The 19,942-nt window shown below is 64.9% G+C and carries 15 protein-coding genes; 6 read left to right on the top strand and 9 right to left on the bottom strand.

Translation table 11 applies throughout. The features are described 5' to 3' along the window. A complete protein-coding gene (locus AC3RCJ_RS05565) occupies positions 1 to 486 on the top strand; it encodes a glutathione peroxidase (RefSeq protein WP_492959749.1) in 486 nt (161 codons plus the stop codon). A gap of 186 nt (positions 487 to 672) precedes the next feature. Further along, complete coding sequence (locus tag AC3RCJ_RS05560; protein WP_492959751.1) at positions 673 to 2,772, top strand: putative bifunctional diguanylate cyclase/phosphodiesterase; 2,100 nt, start codon at positions 673 to 675, stop codon at positions 2,770 to 2,772. Here AC3RCJ_RS05560 and glcF read toward each other — a convergent pair. The 3 genes from glcF to AC3RCJ_RS05545 are packed head-to-tail and all read right to left on the bottom strand — an operon-like array spanning position 2,765 to position 6,577. Further along, on the bottom strand, positions 2,765 to 3,994 hold the full coding sequence (gene glcF / locus AC3RCJ_RS05555; protein ID WP_492959753.1) for a glycolate oxidase subunit GlcF: 1,230 nt from the start codon (positions 3,992 to 3,994) through the stop codon (positions 2,765 to 2,767). The two genes, AC3RCJ_RS05560 and glcF, sit on opposite strands and share 8 nt — an antisense overlap. A 6-nt stretch (positions 3,995 to 4,000) precedes the next feature. Further along, complete coding sequence (glcE, locus tag AC3RCJ_RS05550) at positions 4,001 to 5,071, bottom strand: glycolate oxidase subunit GlcE (RefSeq protein ID WP_492959755.1); 1,071 nt, start codon at positions 5,069 to 5,071, stop codon at positions 4,001 to 4,003. A 15-nt stretch (positions 5,072 to 5,086) separates the two neighbouring features. Then, a complete protein-coding gene (locus AC3RCJ_RS05545) occupies positions 5,087 to 6,577 on the bottom strand; it encodes an FAD-linked oxidase C-terminal domain-containing protein (RefSeq protein ID WP_492959757.1) in 1,491 nt (496 codons plus the stop codon). Positions 6,578 to 6,737: 160 nt separating this feature from the next. On the opposite strand from AC3RCJ_RS05545, the gene AC3RCJ_RS05540 reads away from it, so the two are divergent. After that, the gene (locus AC3RCJ_RS05540) at positions 6,738 to 7,292 is read left to right on the top strand and encodes a cob(I)yrinic acid a,c-diamide adenosyltransferase (protein ID WP_492959759.1); all 555 of its coding nucleotides are present in this window, start codon (positions 6,738 to 6,740) and stop codon (positions 7,290 to 7,292) included. A gap of 45 nt (positions 7,293 to 7,337) precedes the next feature. On the opposite strand, the gene AC3RCJ_RS05535 is transcribed toward AC3RCJ_RS05540, so the two are convergent. The 6 genes from AC3RCJ_RS05535 to AC3RCJ_RS05510 all read right to left on the bottom strand — a co-directional run bounded on the left by AC3RCJ_RS05535 (position 7,338) and on the right by AC3RCJ_RS05510 (position 16,553). Beyond that, positions 7,338 to 8,486: a cytochrome-c peroxidase gene (locus tag AC3RCJ_RS05535; protein ID WP_492959761.1), complete on the bottom strand. Its 1,149-nt coding sequence runs from the start codon at positions 8,484 to 8,486 to the stop codon at positions 7,338 to 7,340. Between the two features lie 19 nt (positions 8,487 to 8,505). Then, positions 8,506 to 11,058, bottom strand: coding sequence for a TonB-dependent receptor plug domain-containing protein (locus tag AC3RCJ_RS05530; RefSeq protein WP_492959763.1), 2,553 nt, complete (start codon positions 11,056 to 11,058; stop codon positions 8,506 to 8,508). A 205-nt stretch (positions 11,059 to 11,263) separates the two neighbouring features. Then, a complete protein-coding gene (locus AC3RCJ_RS05525; RefSeq protein ID WP_492959765.1) occupies positions 11,264 to 13,390 on the bottom strand; it encodes an FUSC family protein in 2,127 nt (708 codons plus the stop codon). Between the two features lie 131 nt (positions 13,391 to 13,521). Then, positions 13,522 to 15,390, bottom strand: coding sequence for a 1-deoxy-D-xylulose-5-phosphate synthase (dxs, locus tag AC3RCJ_RS05520; protein ID WP_492959767.1), 1,869 nt, complete (start codon positions 15,388 to 15,390; stop codon positions 13,522 to 13,524). Then, positions 15,391 to 16,302, bottom strand: a complete 912-nt coding sequence (locus AC3RCJ_RS05515; protein ID WP_492959964.1) for a polyprenyl synthetase family protein — start codon at positions 16,300 to 16,302, stop codon at positions 15,391 to 15,393. After that, positions 16,302 to 16,553 (bottom strand): exodeoxyribonuclease VII small subunit, encoded by a 252-nt coding sequence (locus AC3RCJ_RS05510; RefSeq protein WP_046683420.1) that lies wholly within the window; start codon positions 16,551 to 16,553, stop codon positions 16,302 to 16,304. Before AC3RCJ_RS05510 ends, AC3RCJ_RS05515 begins: the two co-directional genes overlap by 1 nt. Before the next feature lie 405 nt (positions 16,554 to 16,958). On the opposite strand from AC3RCJ_RS05510, the gene AC3RCJ_RS05505 reads away from it, so the two are divergent. From AC3RCJ_RS05505 to AC3RCJ_RS05495, 3 genes are read left to right on the top strand one after another with little or no spacing between them, the layout of a single operon-like run. Further along, on the top strand, positions 16,959 to 18,059 hold the full coding sequence (locus tag AC3RCJ_RS05505) for an aromatic ring-hydroxylating oxygenase subunit alpha (RefSeq protein WP_492959769.1): 1,101 nt from the start codon (positions 16,959 to 16,961) through the stop codon (positions 18,057 to 18,059). A gap of 59 nt (positions 18,060 to 18,118) precedes the next feature. Then, the gene (locus AC3RCJ_RS05500; RefSeq protein WP_492959771.1) at positions 18,119 to 19,042 is read left to right on the top strand and encodes a DMT family transporter; all 924 of its coding nucleotides are present in this window, start codon (positions 18,119 to 18,121) and stop codon (positions 19,040 to 19,042) included. Positions 19,043 to 19,055: 13 nt separating this feature from the next. Further along, a complete protein-coding gene (locus AC3RCJ_RS05495; RefSeq protein ID WP_492959773.1) occupies positions 19,056 to 19,907 on the top strand; it encodes a sulfurtransferase in 852 nt (283 codons plus the stop codon). The last annotated feature ends 35 nt before the right edge of the window (positions 19,908 to 19,942 follow it).

The following is a 19,942-nucleotide window of genomic DNA, read 5'->3' as shown; positions in this document are numbered from 1 at the left end:
ATGGCGGGCATCCATGATTTCCAGGCAAACAGCCTCGATGGCAGGCCCATCGACCTGGCGCAATACAAGGGCAAGGTATTGTTGATCGTCAATACAGCCAGCGCCTGCGGCTTTACGCCCCAGTACCGGGGACTGGAGGCGCTGTACCGGCAATTCCAGCAACGCGGCCTGGTCGTCCTGGGTTTTCCCTGCAATCAATTCCGTCACCAGGAACCGGCTTCCAATGAAGAGATCGGCGCCTTTTGCGAAAAGAACTTCGGCGTCAGCTTTCCCCTGTTCGCCAAGATCGACGTAAATGGCCGCCATGCCCATCCTTTGTTTGCGCAGTTAAAACAGGCGGCACCGGGCATATTGGGCACGCAGGCGATCAAATGGAATTTCACCAAATTCCTGGTGCGCAAGGACGGCAGCGTATATCGCCGTTATGCGACGACCGCCAAGCCGGCGACGCTGGCAAACGACATAGAGAAATTGCTACAGGAATAAATCCGGCATAGATTGATTAATAACAACAATCATGTGAAATCAATAAATCTGTATTTATTTCATGACTGATATCAATATTGTGTTTCAAACAGCAATTTTTCGGTGATAATGTTTGCATAATTATTCGCCAATGTCGATCAGAAAACGATGCCAGCTTTTGGGAAAATAATCTCTTCTTGGATGCGGATGGGCATTTATTCCCGTCTTTTCATTCCTATTTTCTTCCTGATACTCGCCGTTACCGCCATTCGCTATCACGCCCTGCTCGACACGGAAGCGGCGCTGGCCAATTCGCGCTACCAGCGCGACGCGCGGCAACTCAATCTCTACCTGGCCAATACCGTCCTGCCGCTGGCCGTGCAAACGAATATGGACAGCGTGCGCCAGGCCTTGCGCAACGCCCTGCCGCTCAACCGCAGCCTCGCTTCCGTGCGCTGGAACAGCGCCTCCGAGCATATCGAAGTGCTAGCCGACAGTCAGCTGGCCGATGACTTCTCGGCCAGCGTGCCGCAGTGGTTCGCGCGCCTGGCCGGCATCACGGCCATCAGCAGCCGCCTGACGGTGGCCCTGCCCGGCGGCGACGACGGCATCCTCGACCTGCATTACACGCCCGGCCGCGCCCTGACGCAGGTGTGGCAGACGGTGCGCCACCAGGCCATGCTGAGCGCCATCAATATCGTCCTCATCTACGTGCTGCTGGGCCTGATACTGCTCGCGCACCGTAAGCTGCTGGCGCGGCTGGTGCTGGCGAGCGACCGCTTCCGCGCCGGTGACTTCGCCGTGCGCATGGCCGCCGGCGCCACGCCCGAGGCGCAGGCGGTGTCGCAATCGTTCAACGGCATGGCCGGCGACATCCAGGAACTGCTGGCTTCGCTCCAGGCCAGCCAGCTGCGCCTGGGCGAACAATTGAACGAGACCGTGCACATGCAGCAGGCGCTGCAAAAGCTGTCGTGGCAAAACTACAACGACGTGCTGACGGGCTTGCCCAACCGCGCCGCGCTGGCCGCCCGCTTTGAACAGGAACTCTTCCTCGCGCGCGAACGCCAGCGCCTGCTCGCCGTCTGCCTGTTCGACCTCGACCACTTCCAGGCCATCAATGACCGCTACGGCGCCGAAGCGGGCGATGAAATCCTCAAGCAGGTGGCCGGCCGCCTGCACGGCTTTACGGGACAGGTGCACTATGCGGCGCGCCTGGGCGGCGATGAATTCGTCATGTTGCTGTGCGGCCAGGCCAGCATCGCCAGCATCGAACAGAACGTCACGCAACTGATGGGCGAGCTGAGCCGGCCCTACCAGTGCGACCAGCAGGCGCTGCACATGACGGCCAGCGCCGGCATCGCCGTGTATGCGGGCAAGGACTTGAATACGGAAAGCCTGCTGCGCCACGCCGACCACGCCGTGTACCAGGCGAAATTGACCGGGCGCAACCAGTACCACTTCTTCGACACTAACCTCGACGAAGAGGTGCGCACGCACCACAACCAGCGCACGGAAGTGCGCCAGGCGCTGATCAACGGCGAACTGCGGCTGTACTACCAGCCCAAGGTGAACATGCGCGCCGGCGCGGTGGTCGGCATGGAAGCGCTGCTGCGCTGGCAGCACCCGCGCCGCGGCGTGCTGGCGCCGGCGCAGTTCCTGTCCCTGGTGGAACAGACCGATTTGATCATCGACATCGGCGAATGGGTGCTGCGCCAGGCCCTGTGGCAGATGCAGCGCTGGAGCGCGTCGGGCAAGCACTGGGTGGTCAGCGTCAACATCGCGGCGCGCCACTTCCAGCAGCCCGATTTCGTCTCGCGGCTGAAAACCATCCTCGGTGAATTTCCCGGCGTGCGCGCCAGCATGCTGGAACTGGAAATCCTCGAATCGTCGGCCCTGCACGACATCGAGCACGTGCGCCGCATCATCCGCGCCTGCCAGGCGCTGGGCATCACCTTCGCGCTCGACGATTTCGGCACCGGCTATTCCTCGATGTCGTACTTGAAACGCCTGCCGGCGAACATCGTCAAGATCGACCAGAGCTTCGTGCGCAATATGCTCAACGACCGCGACGACCTGCACCTGGTGCGCGCCGTGATCGGCCTGGCCCGTTCCTTCTCGCTGACGGTGATCGCCGAAGGCGTGGAAAGCATCGAGCACGGCGCGCGCCTGATACAGCTGGGCTGCGACCTGGCACAAGGCTACGGCATCGCCCGCCCCATGCCGGCCGACGCCGTGCTGGAATGGGCGGATAAATTCATCCCCGCGCCGCAATGGCGTATCGCGCAATACAGCGAAGTACCTATTTGACGGGCGTCAAGGCCGAATCAATCAGCTCGATCCAGTGCCGCACGGGCGTCTGCGTGCCCGACTGCAAATGGCTCAGGCAGCCGATATTGGCCGACACGATCATCTCCGGCTCGCACGCTTCCAGGTTCGCCACCTTGTTGTCGCGCAGCTGCTGCGACAATTCCGGCTGCAGGATCGAATACGTGCCGGCCGAACCGCAGCACAGATGGCTGTCCGCGCACAGGCGCACGTCGACGCCGACGGCGCGCAGCACCTGTTCGACCTTGCCGCGCACCTGCTGGCCGTGCTGCAGGGTGCACGGCGGGTGATATGCCACCCTCTTGCCGATGCGCCCTTGCAGCAGCGCCACCAGCTGCGCCTCGAACGCCGGCATGATCTCGGACAAATCGCGCGTCAGTGCCGCGATGCGGCGCGCCTTCTCCGCATACTGCGCATCGTGCGCCAGCAGGTGGCCATATTCCTTCACCGTGGCGCCGCAGCCGGAGGCCGTCATGACGATGGCTTCCGCGCTGTCGACGTACGGCCACCAGGCGTCGATATTGCGGCGCATGTCGTCCAGCGCCGCCTCCTGGTCGTTCAGGTGATGGCGCAGCGCGCCGCAGCAGCCGGCCTTCGGCGCGACGATCAATTGCACGCCCAGCGCGTCGAGCACGCGCGCCGTGGCCGCGTTGATGTTCGGCGACATGGCCGGCTGCACGCAGCCGTCGAGCAGCAGCATGCTGCGCGCGTGCCGGCGCGCGGGCCATGCGCCGGCGGCGGCGCCCGGGCGCAATTTATCCTGCAAGCCTTTGGACAGCAAGGGACGCAGCGCCTGCCCCGCCTTGTACACGGGCGTAAACAGCCAGCGGCGCGGCAAGGCTTCCTTCAGGGCGAAGCGCAGCGCGCGCTCGCGCAAGGGGCGCTGCACGCGCTGCTCGACGACGTTGCGGCCGATGTCGACCAGGCGCCCGTACTGCACCCCCGAGGGACAGGTCGACTCGCAGTTGCGGCAGGTCAGACAGCGGTCCAGGTGGGTCTGCGTCTTGCTGGTGACGGGCGCGCCTTCGAGCACCTGCTTGATCAGGTAGATGCGTCCGCGCGGGCCATCGAGCTCGTCGCCCAGCAGCTGGTAGGTGGGGCAGGTGGCCGTGCAAAAGCCGCAATGCACGCAGGCGCGCAGGATGGCTTCGGCTTCGTCGCCTGCCGGCGTGTTCTTGATGAAATCGGCGAGATTGGTTTGCATGCGCGCTCAATACATTCGGTGCGGGTTGAAGATGCCGGCCGGGTCGAAAGCCTGGCGCAGGCCCTGGTGGACTTGCTCGACGGCCGGCGCCAGCGGATGAAACACGCCGACAGCCTTGTCGCCGCCGCGGAACAGGGTGGCGTGGCCCCCGAGAGCGGCCACGGCCTGGCGGATGCGCTGGCTGCCTGCCGCATCGGCATCGCCATCGAGCTTGAGCCAGCGCTGCGCGCCGCCCCACTCGACCAGCTGGCGCCCTTTCAGGATCACGGCGCTGGCGTGCGATGGCAGCGACAGGCGCCACAGGCTGCCCGCGCCCGCAAAAAAGGCGTGCGTCTGCTCGCGCAGGGACAGCCAGAAGGCGGCCGCGTCACCGGGCGCCAGCACCTCGCCGCCCAGCACGTGCAAGGCCGCCGACACGGCCGCCTCGGCGCCGGACAGGCGCACGCTCAGGACGCCGTCATGCCAGCAGCTGGCGGAAATCGGCAGCGGCTTGCCCGCCCATTCATTGAGCAGGCGCAAGGCGGCGATTTCCGCGCAGGCCACGCGGAACGTCGCTTCGCGCAGCGGCAGCGGCAGCACCTTGAGCGACACTTCCAGGATCAGGCCCAGCGTGCCCATGGACCCGGCCAGCAGGCGCGAGACATCGTAGCCGGCCACGTTTTTCATCACCTGGCCGCCAAAGGCCAGGCGTTCGCCGTGGCCGTCCATCAGCACGGCGCCCAGCACGAAATCGCGCAAGCCCCCCGCGCTGGCGCGGCGCGGGCCGGACAGCGCGCAGGCGACGACGCCGCCCACGGTCGCGCCGGGGCCGAAATGCGGCGGCTCGAAGGCCAGCATCTGGTTGCGCGCGGCCAGCGCCGCCTCAATGTCCGCCAGCGGCGTGCCGCAGCGGGCCGTGATCACCAGCTCCGTCGGTTCATAGTCGATGATGCCCGCGTACGCGCGCGTGTCGAGCACCTCGCCATCGAATTGCTGGCCATACCAGTCTTTCGTGCCGCCGCCGCGCAGGCGCAAGGGGCTGCCCGACGCGCTGGCAGCGACGATGCGCTGCCTGAATTGTTCCACTATCGCTTGCAAAGGAGTCTCCGGCGGTTAAAAACGGGGCAGGTTGGCGAACGGCAGCCGCCCCGCCGTCACGTGCATCTTGCCGAATTCGGCGCAGCGGTTCAAGGTGGGGATGGCCTTGTCCGGGTTGAGCAGGGTGTGGGGATCGAAGGCGCGCTTGACGGCAAAGAAGGCATCGAGTTCGGCGCGCGTAAACTGCACGCACATGGAATTGATCTTTTCCATGCCCACGCCATGTTCGCCTGTAATCGTGCCGCCGACGGCCACGCACAGGGCCAGGATGTCGGCGCCGAATGCCTCGGCACGTTCAAATTCACCGGGCATGTTGGCGTCGAACAGGATCAGCGGGTGCAGGTTGCCGTCGCCCGCGTGGAACACGTTGGCGCAGCGCAAGCCGTAGGTCTTTTCCATGGCGGCGATGCCGGTCAGCACTTCCGCCAGTTTTTTTCGCGGGATGGTGCCATCCATGCAGTAGTAATCGGGCGAGATGCGCCCGGCGGCCGGAAACGCGTTCTTGCGGCCGGACCAGAACTTCATGCGCTCCGCTTCCGACTGCGAGACGGCGATGGCGCTGGCGCCCGCCCCTTCCAGCACGGCCGTCATGCGGGCGATTTCTTCCTCCACCTCTTCGTGCGTGCCATCGGCCTCGCACAGCAAAATGGCGGCGGCATCGGTGTCGTAGCCGGCCTTGACGAAGGGTTCGACCATGCGCGAGGACGTCTGGTCCATCATTTCCAGCCCGGCCGGGATGATGCCGGCGGCGATCACATTGGCCACGGCGTTGCCGCCCGTGACGACGTCGCCGAACGAAGCCATGATGACACGCGCCGTGGCCGGTTTCGGTATCAGTTTGACCGTCACTTCCGTGACGATGCCCAGCATGCCCTCGGAGCCGATGAAGACGGCCAGCAGGTCGAGGCCGGGCGAGTCCAGGCATTCGCCGCCCAGTTCCAGCACGTCGCCAGCGATGGTCACGACGCGCACGCGCAGCACATTGTGCACGGTCAAGCCGTATTTCAGGCAATGCACGCCGCCCGAGTTTTCCGCCACGTTGCCGCCGATGCTGCAGGCGATCTGCGATGACGGGTCGGGCGCGTAATACAGCGCGTAGGGCGCGGCCGCCTCGGAAATGGCCAGGTTGCGCACGCCCGGCTGCACCACGGCCGTGCGCGCATAGGCGTCGAGGCGCACGATGCGGTTCAGGCGCGCCGTCGACAGCACCACGCCGTCGGCGATGGGCAGGGCGCCGCCCGACAAGCCGGTGCCGGCGCCGCGCGGCACGATCGGCACGTTCAACTCGCGGCAGACGCCGAGGATGGCGATGACCTGTTCCTCCGTGTCCGGCAAGGTCACCACCATCGGCAACTGGCGGTAGGCGGCCAGGCCGTCGCATTCGTAGGGGCGCGTATCTTCGGCGTGGGACAGCACGCAGCGGGCCGGCAGCACGGCCAGCAGGGCCGCGACGACGGCTTGCTGGCGGGCGGCGGTCAATCCGGGTTCGGGGGCGGCATTGAGCATAAAGGGCAACTTAAGGGGGCAAAAATGCATGGGCGTGCAATGATTGTAAGCACAAAAGTGGCGCGCGGCGCATTTTTTGTCCGATTTGCAGGCAAATCCGGCGCCAGGCGGCGCGCAGTGTCGTATGCTGCCCCCATTCTTCTTTGACAGGATCAGCATCATGGGCAACCGACTCTCGAAAATCGCCACGCGCACGGGCGACAATGGCAGCACCGGCCTGGGCGACGGCAGCCGCACCAGCAAGGACAGCGTGCGCATCCACGCCATGGGCGACGTGGACGAACTCAATTCCAATATCGGCTTGCTGCTGTGCGAAGCCATGCCCGACGCCCTGCGCGACGAACTGGTGGCCATCCAGCACGACCTGTTCGACCTGGGCGGGGAAATCTGCATCCCCGGCTACCAGCTGATCAAGGAAGAGCATGTGCTGCGCCTCGATGCGCTCTTGGCGAAATACAATGCGGACTTGCCGGCCCTCTCCGAATTCATCCTGCCGGCCGGCTCGCGCGCCGCCTCGCTGGCGCACGTGTGCCGCACCGTGTGCCGCCGCGCCGAGCGCAGCATCGTCGCGCTGGCCAATGCGGAGCCCCTGCACGAACATCCGCGCCAGTACGTGAACCGCCTGTCGGACCTGCTGTTCGTGCTGTCGCGCGTGCTGAACCGCTTTGCCGGCGGCAGCGACGTGCTGTGGCGGCATGACCGCACCAGAGGGTAAAACAGGCAGTGACAAATGGTCACGGGCCTGCATGACGCGCCGCGCCTACAGGGCTTCCAGAAAACTCTTCAGGGCGATGATTTCCGCCGACGTCAGCTGCAATGGCTGCAGCAGCGGCGACGTGACGGGAAACTTCGGATCGGCCGCCTGCTGCGCGTTGTGCGGCACGGGGCGCGACATGCCCGCGTTGTACATGTTCAGCAAACCCACCATCTGCGGGAACAGGCCGTTGTGCATCCATGGTCCCGACTCCGCCACGCCGCGCAAGCCCGGCGTGCGGAACTTGCCCACGTCCTCGTCCTTGCCCGTCACCAGGTAGCGCCCCAGGTCTTCATATTTCTTGCGCCCGTAATACGTCAGTCCCAGGTTGTGGAATTGCTGGTCCGTCAGCAGGGCGCCGCTGTGGCAGGTCATGCAGCGCGCCTTGGTGCGGAACAAATGCAGGCCCAGCAGTTCACGGTCGTTCAGGGCCGTGCGTTCGCCCTCCAGGAAGGTATCGAAGCGCGTGACGGGCGGCAGCAGGGTGCGCTGGTAGTCGGCCAGCGCCGTCAGGATGCGCGGCAGGGTCACGCCCTCTTTCTTGCCGAAAGCGGCATTGAATTGCGCCGGGTAATCGTCCAGCGCGGCCAGCTTGGCCGCCAGGGCCGGCACGTCCATGGCCATCTCGTCCGGATGCTGCAAGGGACCCAGCGCCTGCTCTTCCAGGGTGCTGGCGCGGCCATCCCAGAACAGCGGCTTGATCTGCGCCACGCCCAGCAAGCCCGGCGTATTGCGCTGGCCCTGCCGCCCTTCATGCCCGACGGAAACACGCTTGCTGTCGGCAAAGCTGTGCGCCGGACTGTGGCAGCTGAGGCAAGCCACCGCGTTCGAGCGCGACAGGCGCGGGTCGTTGAACAGGCGCTGGCCCAGCGCCGCGACGGCCGGCGCCACGGGCGGCGCGGGCATGGCCGAGACGGGCGCCATTTCCTGCGGCGTGATGCCATCGGCCACCTGCGGCCGGGGCCAGCCGGCGATCGGCTGCGCGTACGTCTGGCGCAGACAGGCCAGGTTCCAGCCGCTTGCGCCAGCGCAAGGATCACTGGCGGATGGCGCGCCTTCGCGCGCCTGGCCATCAAGGCTGAGCAACAGGGCGCCGCCCGCCAGCACGGCGGCCACGGCGACAGAGGTTTTTTTCAGGTGGGATGCCATATTCATGCGCCTGCCGATCAATTCATTAGAAACGGTAACCGAGTTCCAGCGTGAACTGGCGGCCTTTTTCGTACACCGCCTCGTTGCTGGCATTGAACAGGGGATTGCCGCGGTTGCTGACGTTCTCGATGCCCAGGTTCACAAAGCCCTCGCCCGGCCCCGTCTTCGGCAGCGCGTATTGCACGCGCAAGTCCCAGGTGATCGACTTGCCCACCGTAATGTCCTTGAAGACGGTGGCCACGCCCCCCTCGAACAGCTTGGCCTCGCCCGTCGTCACCATGCCCGTTTCCGGTCCCCGCATGCGCAGGAAGTTATCCACCTTCAGGCGGTAGGCGGGCACGTCGGTCGACAGCAGCAGGCGCGCCGTCCATGGCCGGTTGTAATTATTGGCCGGGCGCTCGGCCCAGCGCATGAACTTGCCCTGGAAATAGATATAGTCGTCCAGGTCGCCCGCCAGGTCGCTCAGGCTGTCGTCGTAATCGGCATGCGTGCTGGTGGTGCGCGTGTGGTCATAGCCGAACTGCACGCGCGTGGCCGACGCGCCCCAGCGCAAGGGGCGCAGCGTTTCGGCCGCCAGGGTCCACACCTTGCTGTCGCTGCGGCCCACGTTATCCCAGTAGAAATTGGCGGCCGACACCACGTGGTACACCATCTCGTCGCGGCCTTCGCGCAGCACGCGCTTGGCGCTCCACTGCACGCCGCCCCATTGCTGGCTGATGCCCAGCATTGTTTCATCCGTGTACGGCACCTTCATGTCGCCCAGCTTGAGCCAGCTCCCGTTCGAGGCCATCACGGGCGCCGCCCAATCCTTCAGCAAGCCGCCCGACAGGGTTCGCGTTTGCGGCGCGGTCTGCAGCGCCAGACGTTTCGACCTGGCATAGTATTCAAAGAAATTGCGGCCATAGTAGCGGTTGGCGCCCACCTCCAGCTGCGTCGTGCCCTTGCCCGCCACATCCCAGAAGGCGGACAAACGCGGCGCGATGGTCGACTTCGGCGACAGCTCGTCGCTGTCGTAGCGCGCGCCCAGGCGCACGCGCACGTCGCCCGCCCGGACGTCATCCTGCAGGAAGGCGCCGCGCGTCTTGTTGCTCAGTTCATAGGCGCCCGCATAAAAAATGATGCGCGACGCCAGGTACTGGCCGCGCACGTTCGAGGCCGCATTCCAGGGCGTGCCCAGGGAGCAAAACTGCGTATCGATCCCGCCGCCGAGCATAGCGCAGGTATGGGTGTTGAGCGAGCCGATGTACTGTTCATAGCGTGTGTTGCGGCGGTAGCTGGAACGTTGCGTGCCCAGTTCCACGCCGGCCTGCAAGGTGTGCGCGGCGCCCAGCAGGTCGAGCGGCTCCCACTTCAGCTTGCCCTGGTACTCGGTATTTTCCTGTTGCTGGTCGACGTCGCCCCAGCCGCCTTCAGCGCTGTTCCATCCCGAGGTGCCAGTCCCCGTCTTGACGCCCCAGTTCTTGTCGCTCGAGTAGCGCCACAGTTTCCAGACACTCTCATCCGCGCTGCGCGAGCTGTCCATGGTCTTCCAGCTCAGGCGGTGTTCGACCGTGGCCTTGCCCAGCAGCGGCAGCGGATGGGTCAGTCCCAGGTTGACGCCATGGCCGCCGCTTTTCAGGCGGAAGTTGCTGTTCCGGGCGCTGGCAATGAAATAGTCGCCGTCCGATGGCGCGTGCATGAGGGAAAAGTCGGCCAGCACGCCGGGGCGGATGGTCCAGAAACCGCGCACGAAGGCATTGTCGCTGCCGCGCTTTTGCACCTTGCGGTTGGCGTCGCCCGCGCTTTGCATGCCGTTGGCATAGCCCTGCAGGGGAATTTCCGAGGTCTTGCGGATAAAGCTGCCGATCAGGCTGAAATCCTCGGTCACCTTGCCCTGCAGCGCGGCGCGGTAGGTCCATTTCTCGAATGCGGGCTGCAGCGCGGCCGACGCCGATTCGGCGGCGCTGTCCTTCTGGCTGTCGCTGAGCTTGTATTGCATCCATGCCGAGCGCGTGCTTTCGACCGAGACCTGGCCGGCCAGCTTGCGCGTGGGGGCGCAGGTATTGGCTTGTACGACACCGCCCTTGAAGCGGCCATATTCGGCGCCGATGTTCGAGTCGAGCACCGTCACGTCGCACAGCAGGCTGGTATCGATGGCAAAGCCCTGGCTGGCCGATGGTGGCGAGACATTGGCGTTGCTGCCATTGCTGGCGGGACCGATATCGTTGTTGAACGCCATGCCATCGATCTGGTACAGATTGTCGTAGAACTTGGCACCGTTGATACTGATGTCGGCCGGCGCGAGCTCGCCCTGGCTGACGGAAGATTGCTGCTTGTTATCGAATTGCACGCTGGGGTTGATGCGCAGCAAACTCGTGAGATTGCCGTCGACGCCATTCATGGCCTCGATCTGGCGCTTGTCCAGGCGCTGTTCGCCCACGGAGACACGTTCGGCCTGCGTGCGCACTTCGGGCAGCACCTGCGGCATGGACTCTTCAGTGCCGGCCTCCGCGGCAAGGAGCAATGGCGTGGCGGCGCTGGCGCCAAAGGCCAGGCCGATGGCCAGTACGGACTGGCGCACGGTAAGAATGGAAGACATGGACACCTTGCAACTGCGGATAGGAAAAGGCAGTCTCATGATGCCGTCCTTCACCCGCGCTGCCAGTGTCGCCTTCTCATGCTGCCAGTTGCAAATGATAACCATTACTATTTACATTGGCAATGCAGGAAAACCAAGATCCCCGGTTTTTTGACACTGGTAAAAAAATCATGGCGCCCTGTTGCATCCGCACCACGTCCCCGGCCTAGCCCGGCGCGCTGGCTGGCTGCGGCTGCGCATGCACATGCTCGCGCAGCAAGCCGCGCAGCAGCTGCACCTGGGCCACGGCATCGGCTTGCAGGGCCGTCAAGCCCTCGCTGCCGCAGGGCGCGGGCGACGGCGTGCCCGATTCGCCGCGCAGCAGCGCGTCGATCTCGGCGCTGACGGCGGCGCTCCAGCGCTGCAGCTCGGGCGTGGCCGGCTCGGCCTGGGGACTCAGGCTGATGCGCGCCGTGCTGCCCGCCACGCGGCGCAGCAGCGGCAAGGTGCGCAGCGCCGCCAGGCCCACGCCGCTGCTGCGGTCCAGGCGGCGCTCGATGCGCAGGCGCTGCAGTACCTGTTCCGCGTTATTGCTGGCCAGCCCCGCCTCGCGGCGCAGGCGCGCGATCGCGCTATCCCATTTACCACCGGCCGCCAGCACGGCCAGCAGGTACTTCAGGTTGGCCGACACGGCTTGCGCCAGGCGCTGGTCCAGGTCATCCGCTTCGCGGTCGGGCCACAGGAAGAACGTGGCCAGCAGGGCCAGCACGCAGCCGAGCACATTGTTGCCCAGGCGGCTCGCGGCATACGCCATCTCGCTGGCCGGCATCGCATAGTCGGCCACCAGCACGAAGGCCGGCGTCATGAACAGCACGTGCAGGCTGTAGCTGACGCGGCGCAAGGCCATGGTGGCGACGATCAGGGGAAACACCACCAGCGAGATGCCCAGCGGCGTGTGTACCGCCAGGCCGATCAGCACGGCCAGCGCGGCGCCCAGCACGCTGCCGGCCACGCGTTCGATGCCGCGCGGCCAGGTGCTCGACACGGACGGCTGCAATATCAACAAGGTGGCCATGGTGGCCCAGTAGCCGAACGGGATGTGCAGCGCCTCGACCAGCAGGAAGCCGGCCGTCGTCGCCAGCGACACGCGCGCCGCATGGCGCCAGCTCAGCGACTGCGGCGTGGCGTTGACCTTGACGATTTGCCACGCCTGCCCCAACGCCAGCAGGGCCGCCTCGCGCCACGGCAGCTGCGTCGCGCGCGGCATGCCCAGGTCCATGAATTCCACGTTCAGGCGCAGCGGCAGCAAGGCGCCCAGCGCCGCTTCCAGGCGCCGTCCGCAGGCGGCCAGGCGGCGCTGCAGGGCCAAAGGCGGCGTTTCCGGCCGGCGCTGCACGGCCTGCCCCAGGCGGCGCAGCAGCACGGCCATCACTTCCAGGCTGCGCCGCGCGCGCGCGTCCTGGCGCAGCCGCTGCTGTTCGCGCTCGCAGGTATGCGTGACGGCGATCAGGTAGGCGAAGATGCGCTCGGCGTCGCTGAGCGCCAGCAGCAGGTTGTCGTACAGGGCGCTGCGGCCAGCGCGCGACGGCGGCACGGCGGCCAGCGCCACGCGCGCCGCTTCCAGCGCGGCGCGCGCCTGCGAACGGTAGCTGGCACCATGCGCGGCAACGCCCGCCTGCGCCACATCGCGTTCGAGAAAACGCGCATTGTCGCGCGCAATGCCGGCCAGGCGCGAATATGCGGCGCGGATGGCGCGCCTGCTGGGGCCGAACGGGTGGATGCGCCATACCGTAAAACTGAGCACGGTGGCAAACAGGCAGCCGACCATGTAGAGGCCGAGGAAAGGCGCGCTCTGCGTCAGCGACTCGAGCGGATGCGTGACCATGACGACACAGGCCGTGGCCGCCAGGATGGCCACTTGCGCCGTGGCCGCGCCCCAGATGCGCGCCAGCGCGCCGGCCCAGGAAAACAGCAGCACGGCGATGGCCGCCGTCGCCAGGCCATGGCCGGCCGCCAGCGCGGCCAAGCCGCCGGCCACCGTCGACAGCAGGCCGAAGCCCAGCATCGACACAAAACGCATGCGCCGCGTGCCGGCCGCGTCGGCCAGGCAAGTCCAGAAGGCGCCGATGGCGGCCCAGGAAAAATCGGGGTGGTCGAACAGCAGGCCCAGCAGCAGCATGGCGCTCGAGGCGCAGGCGGCGCGCAAGCCTTCGGACAGATTCGTTTCGTCGATGGCCAGGCTGACCATCCACAGGGGACGGCGCTGCGCCAGGGTGTCGGTATAGGCGTGCAAGCCCGTCAGCCAGCGGCCGGCCAGTGCGCGCGCACGGCGGTGGAGTTTCCTGAAATGCAAGGTGAACTTTGAGAAGGTATCAAAGCGTCATCGTAGCATTCCCGGGCGAAAAATGTTGCAGTGCAATGTAAATAGGCCATCGACGAAAAAAAAGCGGCACCGCAGTGCCGCTTTCATGCGTACAAACAAGCTTAGCTGACCATGGCCAGGCGCGGACCGGCGGCCGGGAAGCGCTGCTCGATCGAGGCGACGATGCCGCTGGCATCGAGGCCCACGCTTTTCAGCAGTTGCACGGGGTCGCCATGGTCGATGAAGGTGTCGGGCAAGCCCAGCATCAGGATAGGCTTGACGATCCCTTCCGCCGCCAGCGCCTCGGCCACGGCCGAACCGGCGCCGCCCATGATGCAGCCCTCTTCCACCGTCACCAGGTAATCATGCTCGGCAGCAAGCTGCTTCACCAGTGCCACGTCGAGCGGCTTGACGAAGCGCATATTGGCCACCGTCGCGTCGAGCTTGTCACCGGCCGCCACGCTCGGTGCCACCATCGAGCCGAAGGCCAGGATGGCGATGCGCTTGCCCTGGCGCTTGAGTTCGCCCTTGCCGATCTCGATGCTGGTCAATTCCGGCACGATGGCCGCGCCCGCACCGGCGCCGCGCGGATAGCGGATAGCGGCCGGGCCCGGATAATGGTAGCCCGTTGTCAGCATCTGGCGGCATTCGTTTTCGTCGGACGCGGCCATGACGACCATGTTCGGGATGCAGCGCAAAAACGCCATGTCGTAGTTGCCCGCGTGCGTGGCGCCGTCGGCGCCCACCAGGCCGGCGCGGTCCAGCGCGAACGTCACGTCCAGGTTTTGCAGGGCCACGTCGTGGATCAGCTGGTCGTAGGCGCGCTGCAAAAAGGTCGAATAGATGGCCACGACGGGTTTCAAGCCTTCGCAGGCCAGGCCGGCGCCGAAGGTCACGGAATGCTGCTCGGCGATGCCGACGTCAAAGTAGCGGTTCGGAAATTGCTGTTCGAACTTGACCATGCCCGAGCCTTCGCGCATGGCCGGCGTGATGCCCACCAGGCGCTTGTCGTGGGCGGCCATGTCGCACAGCCAGTTGCCGAACACTTCCGTGTACGTCATCTTGCCCGGCGCGCTGGCCGGCTTGATGCCTTCCAAGGGATTGAACTTCGGCGTGCCGTGGTACAGGATCGGTTCCGCCTCGGCCAGCTTGTAGCCCTGCCCCTTCTTGGTCACCACGTGCAGGAATTGCGGCCCCTTCAATTGCTTGATATTTTGCAAGGTCGGGATCAGCGAATCGAGGTCGTGGCCGTCGATGGGGCCGATATAATTGAAACCGAATTCCTCGAACATGGTGGCGGGCACGACCATGCCCTTGGCGTGCTCTTCAAAGCGCTTCGCCAATTCCAGCACGGGGCCGGGCAGCACCGACTTGCCGACATTCTTGGCCGCCGCATAGAACTGGCCCGACATCAGCCGCGCCAGGTGGCGGTTCAGCGCGCCCACGGGCGGCGAGATCGACATGTCGTTGTCGTTCAGGATCACCAGCAAATTGACGTCTTCCTGCACGCCCGCATTGTTCATCGCCTCGAAGGCCATGCCGGCCGTCATCGAACCGTCGCCGATCACGGCGATCGCGTGCAGCGGGTCGCCCTTGATCTTGGCGGCCTGCGCCATGCCCAGCGCGGCGGAAATGGACGTCGACGAGTGCGCCGTGCCGAACGTGTCGTATTCGCTTTCGTCGCGTTTCGGGAAGCCGGAAATGCCATCCTTCTGGCGCAAGGTATGCATGCGCTCGCGCCGGCCCGTCAAAATCTTGTGCGAATAGGTCTGGTGGCCCACGTCCCACACGATGCGGTCGTGCGGCGTGTTGAACACGTAGTGCAGCGCGACGGTCAGCTCGACCGTGCCCAGGTTGGACGACAAATGGCCGCCCGTCTTGGAAACGGAGTCGAGCAGGAAGCTGCGCAATTCCTGGGCCAGCGGCACCAGTTGCGAGCGGGCCAGCTTGCGCACTTGCGCTGGTTCATTGATGGTTTCTAACAGTTTCATTTAAGCCTTCCGCTGCACGACCAGGTCTGCCAGCTCGCGCAGGCGGCGTGCCTTGTCCCCGAATGGCGCCAGCGCCGCATGGGCGTCGCACCGCAATTGTTCTGCCAGGGCCCGCGATGGTTCCAGCCCCAGTATCGATACGTAAGTGGGCTTGTTGGCCGCCGCATCCTTGCCTGCCGTCTTGCCCAGGGTGGCCGAATCGGCCGTCGCGTCGAGCACGTCGTCGACCACCTGGAAGGCCAGGCCGACGGCGCGCGCATAGGCGTTCAGCGCCGTCATCTCGTCCGCCGTCAAGTCCTTGCCCGCCAGCGCGCCGAGGATCACGGCCGCGCGCAGCAGGGCGCCCGTCTTGAGTTGATGCATCTGTTCCAGCTGCGGCAGGGTCAAGGCCAGGCCGACGCTGTCGAGGTCGATCGCCTGGCCGCCGCACATGCCTGCCGAGCCGGACGCGTGCGCCAGCAGCCGGATCATCGCCATCTGCCGCGCGGGAGGAATCGCCGCGCCGTCGGCCAGCAGCATGAAGGCCTGCGATTGCAGCGCGTCGCCGACCAGCAGGGCCGTCGCTTCATCGTAGGCGATGTGCACGGTGGGTTTGCCACGGCGCAAGGCATCGTCATCCATGCACGGCATGTCGTCGTGCACGAGCGAATACACGTGGATCATTTCCAGCGCACAGGCCGCGCGCGCAAGGGTATCTTGATCGGCATCAAACAGCTCGCCGGCCGCCATCACCAGCAGCGGGCGCACGCGCTTGCCACCGCCCAGGAGCGCATAGCGCATGGCCGCGTGCAGCTTGTGCGGCACCACGTCCGCCGCCGGCAGGAACTGGTCGAGCCGGCCTTCCACGCCGGCCTGGGTCGCTTGCATCCAGTCGCCGAAGGTCACGCCGGTGTTATCTTGTACGCTGGCCATCATTGCGCGGCCTCGCCGGCATCGACGAACGGTTTGAGCATGTCGCCTTCCAGTACTTTCACCTGCGCTTCGACGCTATCGAGCTGGGTAGCGCAATACTTGACCAGTTCCGAGCCGCGCTGGTAGGCCGCGACCGATGCTTCCAGCGGCAACTGGCCCGCTTCCATTTGCGTTACCAGCTGCGCCAGTTCCGCCATCGCCTCTTCAAACGAGGCCGGCGCTGCGGCAGCGGCAGTTAATTTCTTCGACATAAACTCAGATCTCTTCGTGGCACGAGGGGCTTGTAGGGAGACGCCGGGGACTCCCGGCCAGCATAGAAGCGTTATTTTAGAACAAACCACACTATTAAGTGAAAACTAAAGCGCAATCGGCGCGCTCAAAGAAGGGGACGTTGCCAGCCTGCCCGTGGATTTTAGCGCAATCGCCCCCATCTTCCTGAAATTGCACGGCAAATGACAGCGTTTCTCATGAAAGTACCCATTTGCCGGGAGTTTTGGCAATGCCGAGGCCGATCCGCGCTATAATCGCCGGTTCTGTCCGAAATACCGTTTCAACAATTTTGAATTCAGGTCTTTGCGGATTCTTTCTCTCTGTAGCGGTTGCCCAGGGAATGGCCTGGGGCACTGCTGACCGTTGTACATTTATGGGGGGTTGGGATGTCCGATCTGGCTACTCACGCCAAGCTGGCGCGCTCAAACGCGCAACTTCCGGTCCACGTCTATTTTGACGAAACGCTACTGCAGCGTGAAATGCAGCAATTGTTCCAGGCCGGCCCGCGCTATGTCGGGCATGCGCTGATGGTGCCGGAAACCGGCGATTTTGCGACCCTGGCGTCTGAGAACGAAGGGCGCATGCTCGTGCGCAACGCCAATGGCATCGAAGTGCTGTCCAACGTGTGCCGCCACCGGCAGGCGCTGATGTTCAACGGCCGCGGCAATGCGAACCACATCGTGTGCCCGCTGCACCGCTGGACCTACGACCTCAAGGGCGAACTGATCGGCGCGCCGCATTTCCCCGAGACGCCGTGCCTGAACCTGTCGAAGACGCCGCTGCAAAGCTGGAATGGCTTGCTGTTCGAGCAAAATGGCTACAACGTGATGGAAAAATTGAAAGATTTGTCCGTCTCGAAAGACCTCGACTTTTCCGGCTATATGTTCGACCACGTGGAAATCCACGAGTGCGACTACAACTGGAAGACCTTCATCGAAGTCTACCTCGAGGATTATCACGTCGAACCGTTCCATCCGGGCCTGGGCAGCTTTGTCAGCTGCGACGACCTGCGCTGGGAATTCGGCAAGGATTACAGCGTGCAGACCGTGGGCGTGCACCGCGGCCTGCAGCAGGCCGGCTCGCCCGCCTACAAGAAATGGCAGGAACAGGTGCTGCAATTCCGCGGCGGCGAACCGCCGCCGTACGGCGCCATCTGGCTGACCCTGTATCCGAACATCATGGTCGAATGGTACCCGCACGTGCTCGTCGTCTCCACGCTGTGGCCCGATGGTCCGCAAAAGACGCGCAACGTGGTCGAGTTCTATTACCCCGAAGAAATCGTGCTGTTCGAGCGTGAACTCGTCGAGGCGGAACGGGCCGCCTACATGGAAACCTGCGTCGAGGACGATGAAATCGCCCAGCGCATGGATGCGGGCCGCAAGGTCCTGATGGCGCGCGGCGTGAACGAAGTGGGCCCTTACCAATCGCCGATGGAAGATGGCATGCAGCATTTCCACGAGTGGTACCGCAACAATATCGAACTGTAATTAGCAGAAGGGCCGCATTGCGCGGCCCTTTTTTTATCCTTTCATTTCCCGGGAATCCAATGCAATCGTTGTGGATGCTGTTTGCCAGTTTCATGTTCGCCATCATGGGCGTGTGCGTCAAATTGGCGTCGGATCTGTATTCGACCTCCGAAATCGTCATGTATCGCGGCATCATCGGCATGCTCGTCATGAGCTGCACGATTCTGTACCAGGGCGGCAGCTTCAGAACCACGATGCCGGGCCAGCATCTGTGGCGCGGCGTGGTGGGCGTGATCGCCCTGTGGCTGTGGTTTTATGCCATCGCCATCCTGCCGCTGGCCACGGCCATGACCCTGAACTATATGGCGCCCATCTGGATCGCCGTGATCCTGCTCGCGGGCGGCTGGTTCAAGGGCATGCAGCAGGTCGAATGGCCGCTGGTGGCGGCGATTGCCATGAGCTTTGTCGGCGTGACCTTGCTGCTGCAGCCCGTGTTCGAGACGGAGCAGGCGGCCGGTGCCATCACGGCCTTGATTTCCGGCATGCTGTCCGCCCTCGCCTACTTGCAGGTGCGCAAGCTGGGCTTGCTGGGCGAGCCCGAATACCGCGTCGTGTTCTATTTCTCGGTCGTCAATTTCCTCGCCGGCGTGATCGGCCACGTGGCCAGCGCCGGCGGCGGCCCCGTCGTCTGGCATGCGCACACGAGCGCCTACGGCATCGGCTTGCTGGCCGCCATCGGCCTGTGCGCCACCATGGCACAGATGGCCATGACGCGCGCCTACCGCCTGGGCAAGACCCTCGTTGTTGCCAATTTGCAATATACAGGCATCGTCTTTTCCAGCTTCTGGGGCGTGGTGATCTTCGGCGACCTGTTCGACTGGCACGGCTGGGCCGGCATCGGCATCATCCTCGCCTCGGGCATCGCGGCAACCTATTACAATACCCGCAACACGGCCCGTGGCGCGGCGATCGCGCGCACGGATCCCATCGCCAGCGAAGTGTAAAGGAGCGTTCCCGATGTACACCACCTTGTTACAGGCCAGCGAACTGGCCGACCACCTGCATGACAGCGGCTGGGTCATCCTCGATTGCCGCCACGACTTGCTCAACCCCACGGCCGGCAGCGACGCGTTTGCCGCCGGGCATATCCAGAACGCGCAGTTCGCCGACATCGACACGGCCCTGTCCGGCCCCAAGACGGCGCGTGGCCCGGACTTTACGGGACGGCATCCCTTGCCCGACCGCAACACCCTGCTGGCCACCCTGCGCGGCTGGGGCATCGATGACGACACGCAAGTGGTGGCCTACGACGGCCAGGGCGGCATGTTCGCCGCCCGTTTGTGGTGGCTGCTGCGCTGGCTCGGCCATCCGAATGTGGCCGTGCTCGACGGCGGCCTGGCCGCGTGGCAGGCGCAAGGTTTACCCTTGGTCACGCCCGTGGCACCGCGCCCGGTCGGCAAGCTCACGGAAAAAGCCAGCCTGGTGCGCACGGTCAGCGTGCAAGACATCGTCGCCAACCTGGAAACGCAAGCCTTGACGGTGATCGACGCGCGCGCCCCCGACCGTTACCGGGGCGAAAACGAAACCATCGATCCCGTGGGCGGCCATATCCCCGGTGCGAAAAACCGTTTCTTCAAGGATAATTTGCAAGCCGATGGCCGCTTTAAAAGCGCGGAAGAACTGCGGCGCGATTTCAGCGCCCTGTTTGATGCACCGCAAGCGGCCATCATGCAGTGCGGCTCCGGCGTGACGGCCTGCCACAACCTGCTGGCCCTGGAAGTGGCCGGTTTAAGCGGCGCGGCCCTGTATCCGGGTTCGTGGAGCGAATGGTGCGCGGATCCGGCGCGGCCTGTGGCGACGGGTAACTAAAAAAAAAAGCGGACCTCGGTCCGCTTTTTCATGTC

The sequence above is a fragment of the Janthinobacterium sp. GW822-FHT07H11 genome, assembly GCF_058798615.1.
The sequence above is the reverse complement of the archived record's forward strand: the minus strand, read 5'-3'. Positions and strand labels throughout refer to the sequence as shown.

Coding starts and splice junctions, on each gene's coding strand:
- AC3RCJ_RS05565 (WP_492959749.1), top strand. CDS start 1: ATGGCGGGCATCCATGATTTCCAGGCAAACAGCCTCGATGGCAGGCCC.
- AC3RCJ_RS05560 (WP_492959751.1), top strand. CDS start 673: ATGGGCATTTATTCCCGTCTTTTCATTCCTATTTTCTTCCTGATACTC.
- glcF (WP_492959753.1), bottom strand. CDS start 3,994: ATGCAAACCAATCTCGCCGATTTCATCAAGAACACGCCGGCAGGCGAC.
- AC3RCJ_RS05545 (WP_492959757.1), bottom strand. CDS start 6,577: ATGCTCAATGCCGCCCCCGAACCCGGATTGACCGCCGCCCGCCAGCAA.
- AC3RCJ_RS05540 (WP_492959759.1), top strand. CDS start 6,738: ATGGGCAACCGACTCTCGAAAATCGCCACGCGCACGGGCGACAATGGC.
- AC3RCJ_RS05535 (WP_492959761.1), bottom strand. CDS start 8,486: ATGAATATGGCATCCCACCTGAAAAAAACCTCTGTCGCCGTGGCCGCC.
- AC3RCJ_RS05530 (WP_492959763.1), bottom strand. CDS start 11,058: ATGTCTTCCATTCTTACCGTGCGCCAGTCCGTACTGGCCATCGGCCTG.
- dxs (WP_492959767.1), bottom strand. CDS start 15,390: ATGAAACTGTTAGAAACCATCAATGAACCAGCGCAAGTGCGCAAGCTG.
- AC3RCJ_RS05515 (WP_492959964.1), bottom strand. CDS start 16,302: ATGGCCAGCGTACAAGATAACACCGGCGTGACCTTCGGCGACTGGATG.
- AC3RCJ_RS05510 (WP_046683420.1), bottom strand. CDS start 16,553: ATGTCGAAGAAATTAACTGCCGCTGCCGCAGCGCCGGCCTCGTTTGAA.
- AC3RCJ_RS05505 (WP_492959769.1), top strand. CDS start 16,959: ATGTCCGATCTGGCTACTCACGCCAAGCTGGCGCGCTCAAACGCGCAA.
- AC3RCJ_RS05500 (WP_492959771.1), top strand. CDS start 18,119: ATGCAATCGTTGTGGATGCTGTTTGCCAGTTTCATGTTCGCCATCATG.
- AC3RCJ_RS05495 (WP_492959773.1), top strand. CDS start 19,056: ATGTACACCACCTTGTTACAGGCCAGCGAACTGGCCGACCACCTGCAT.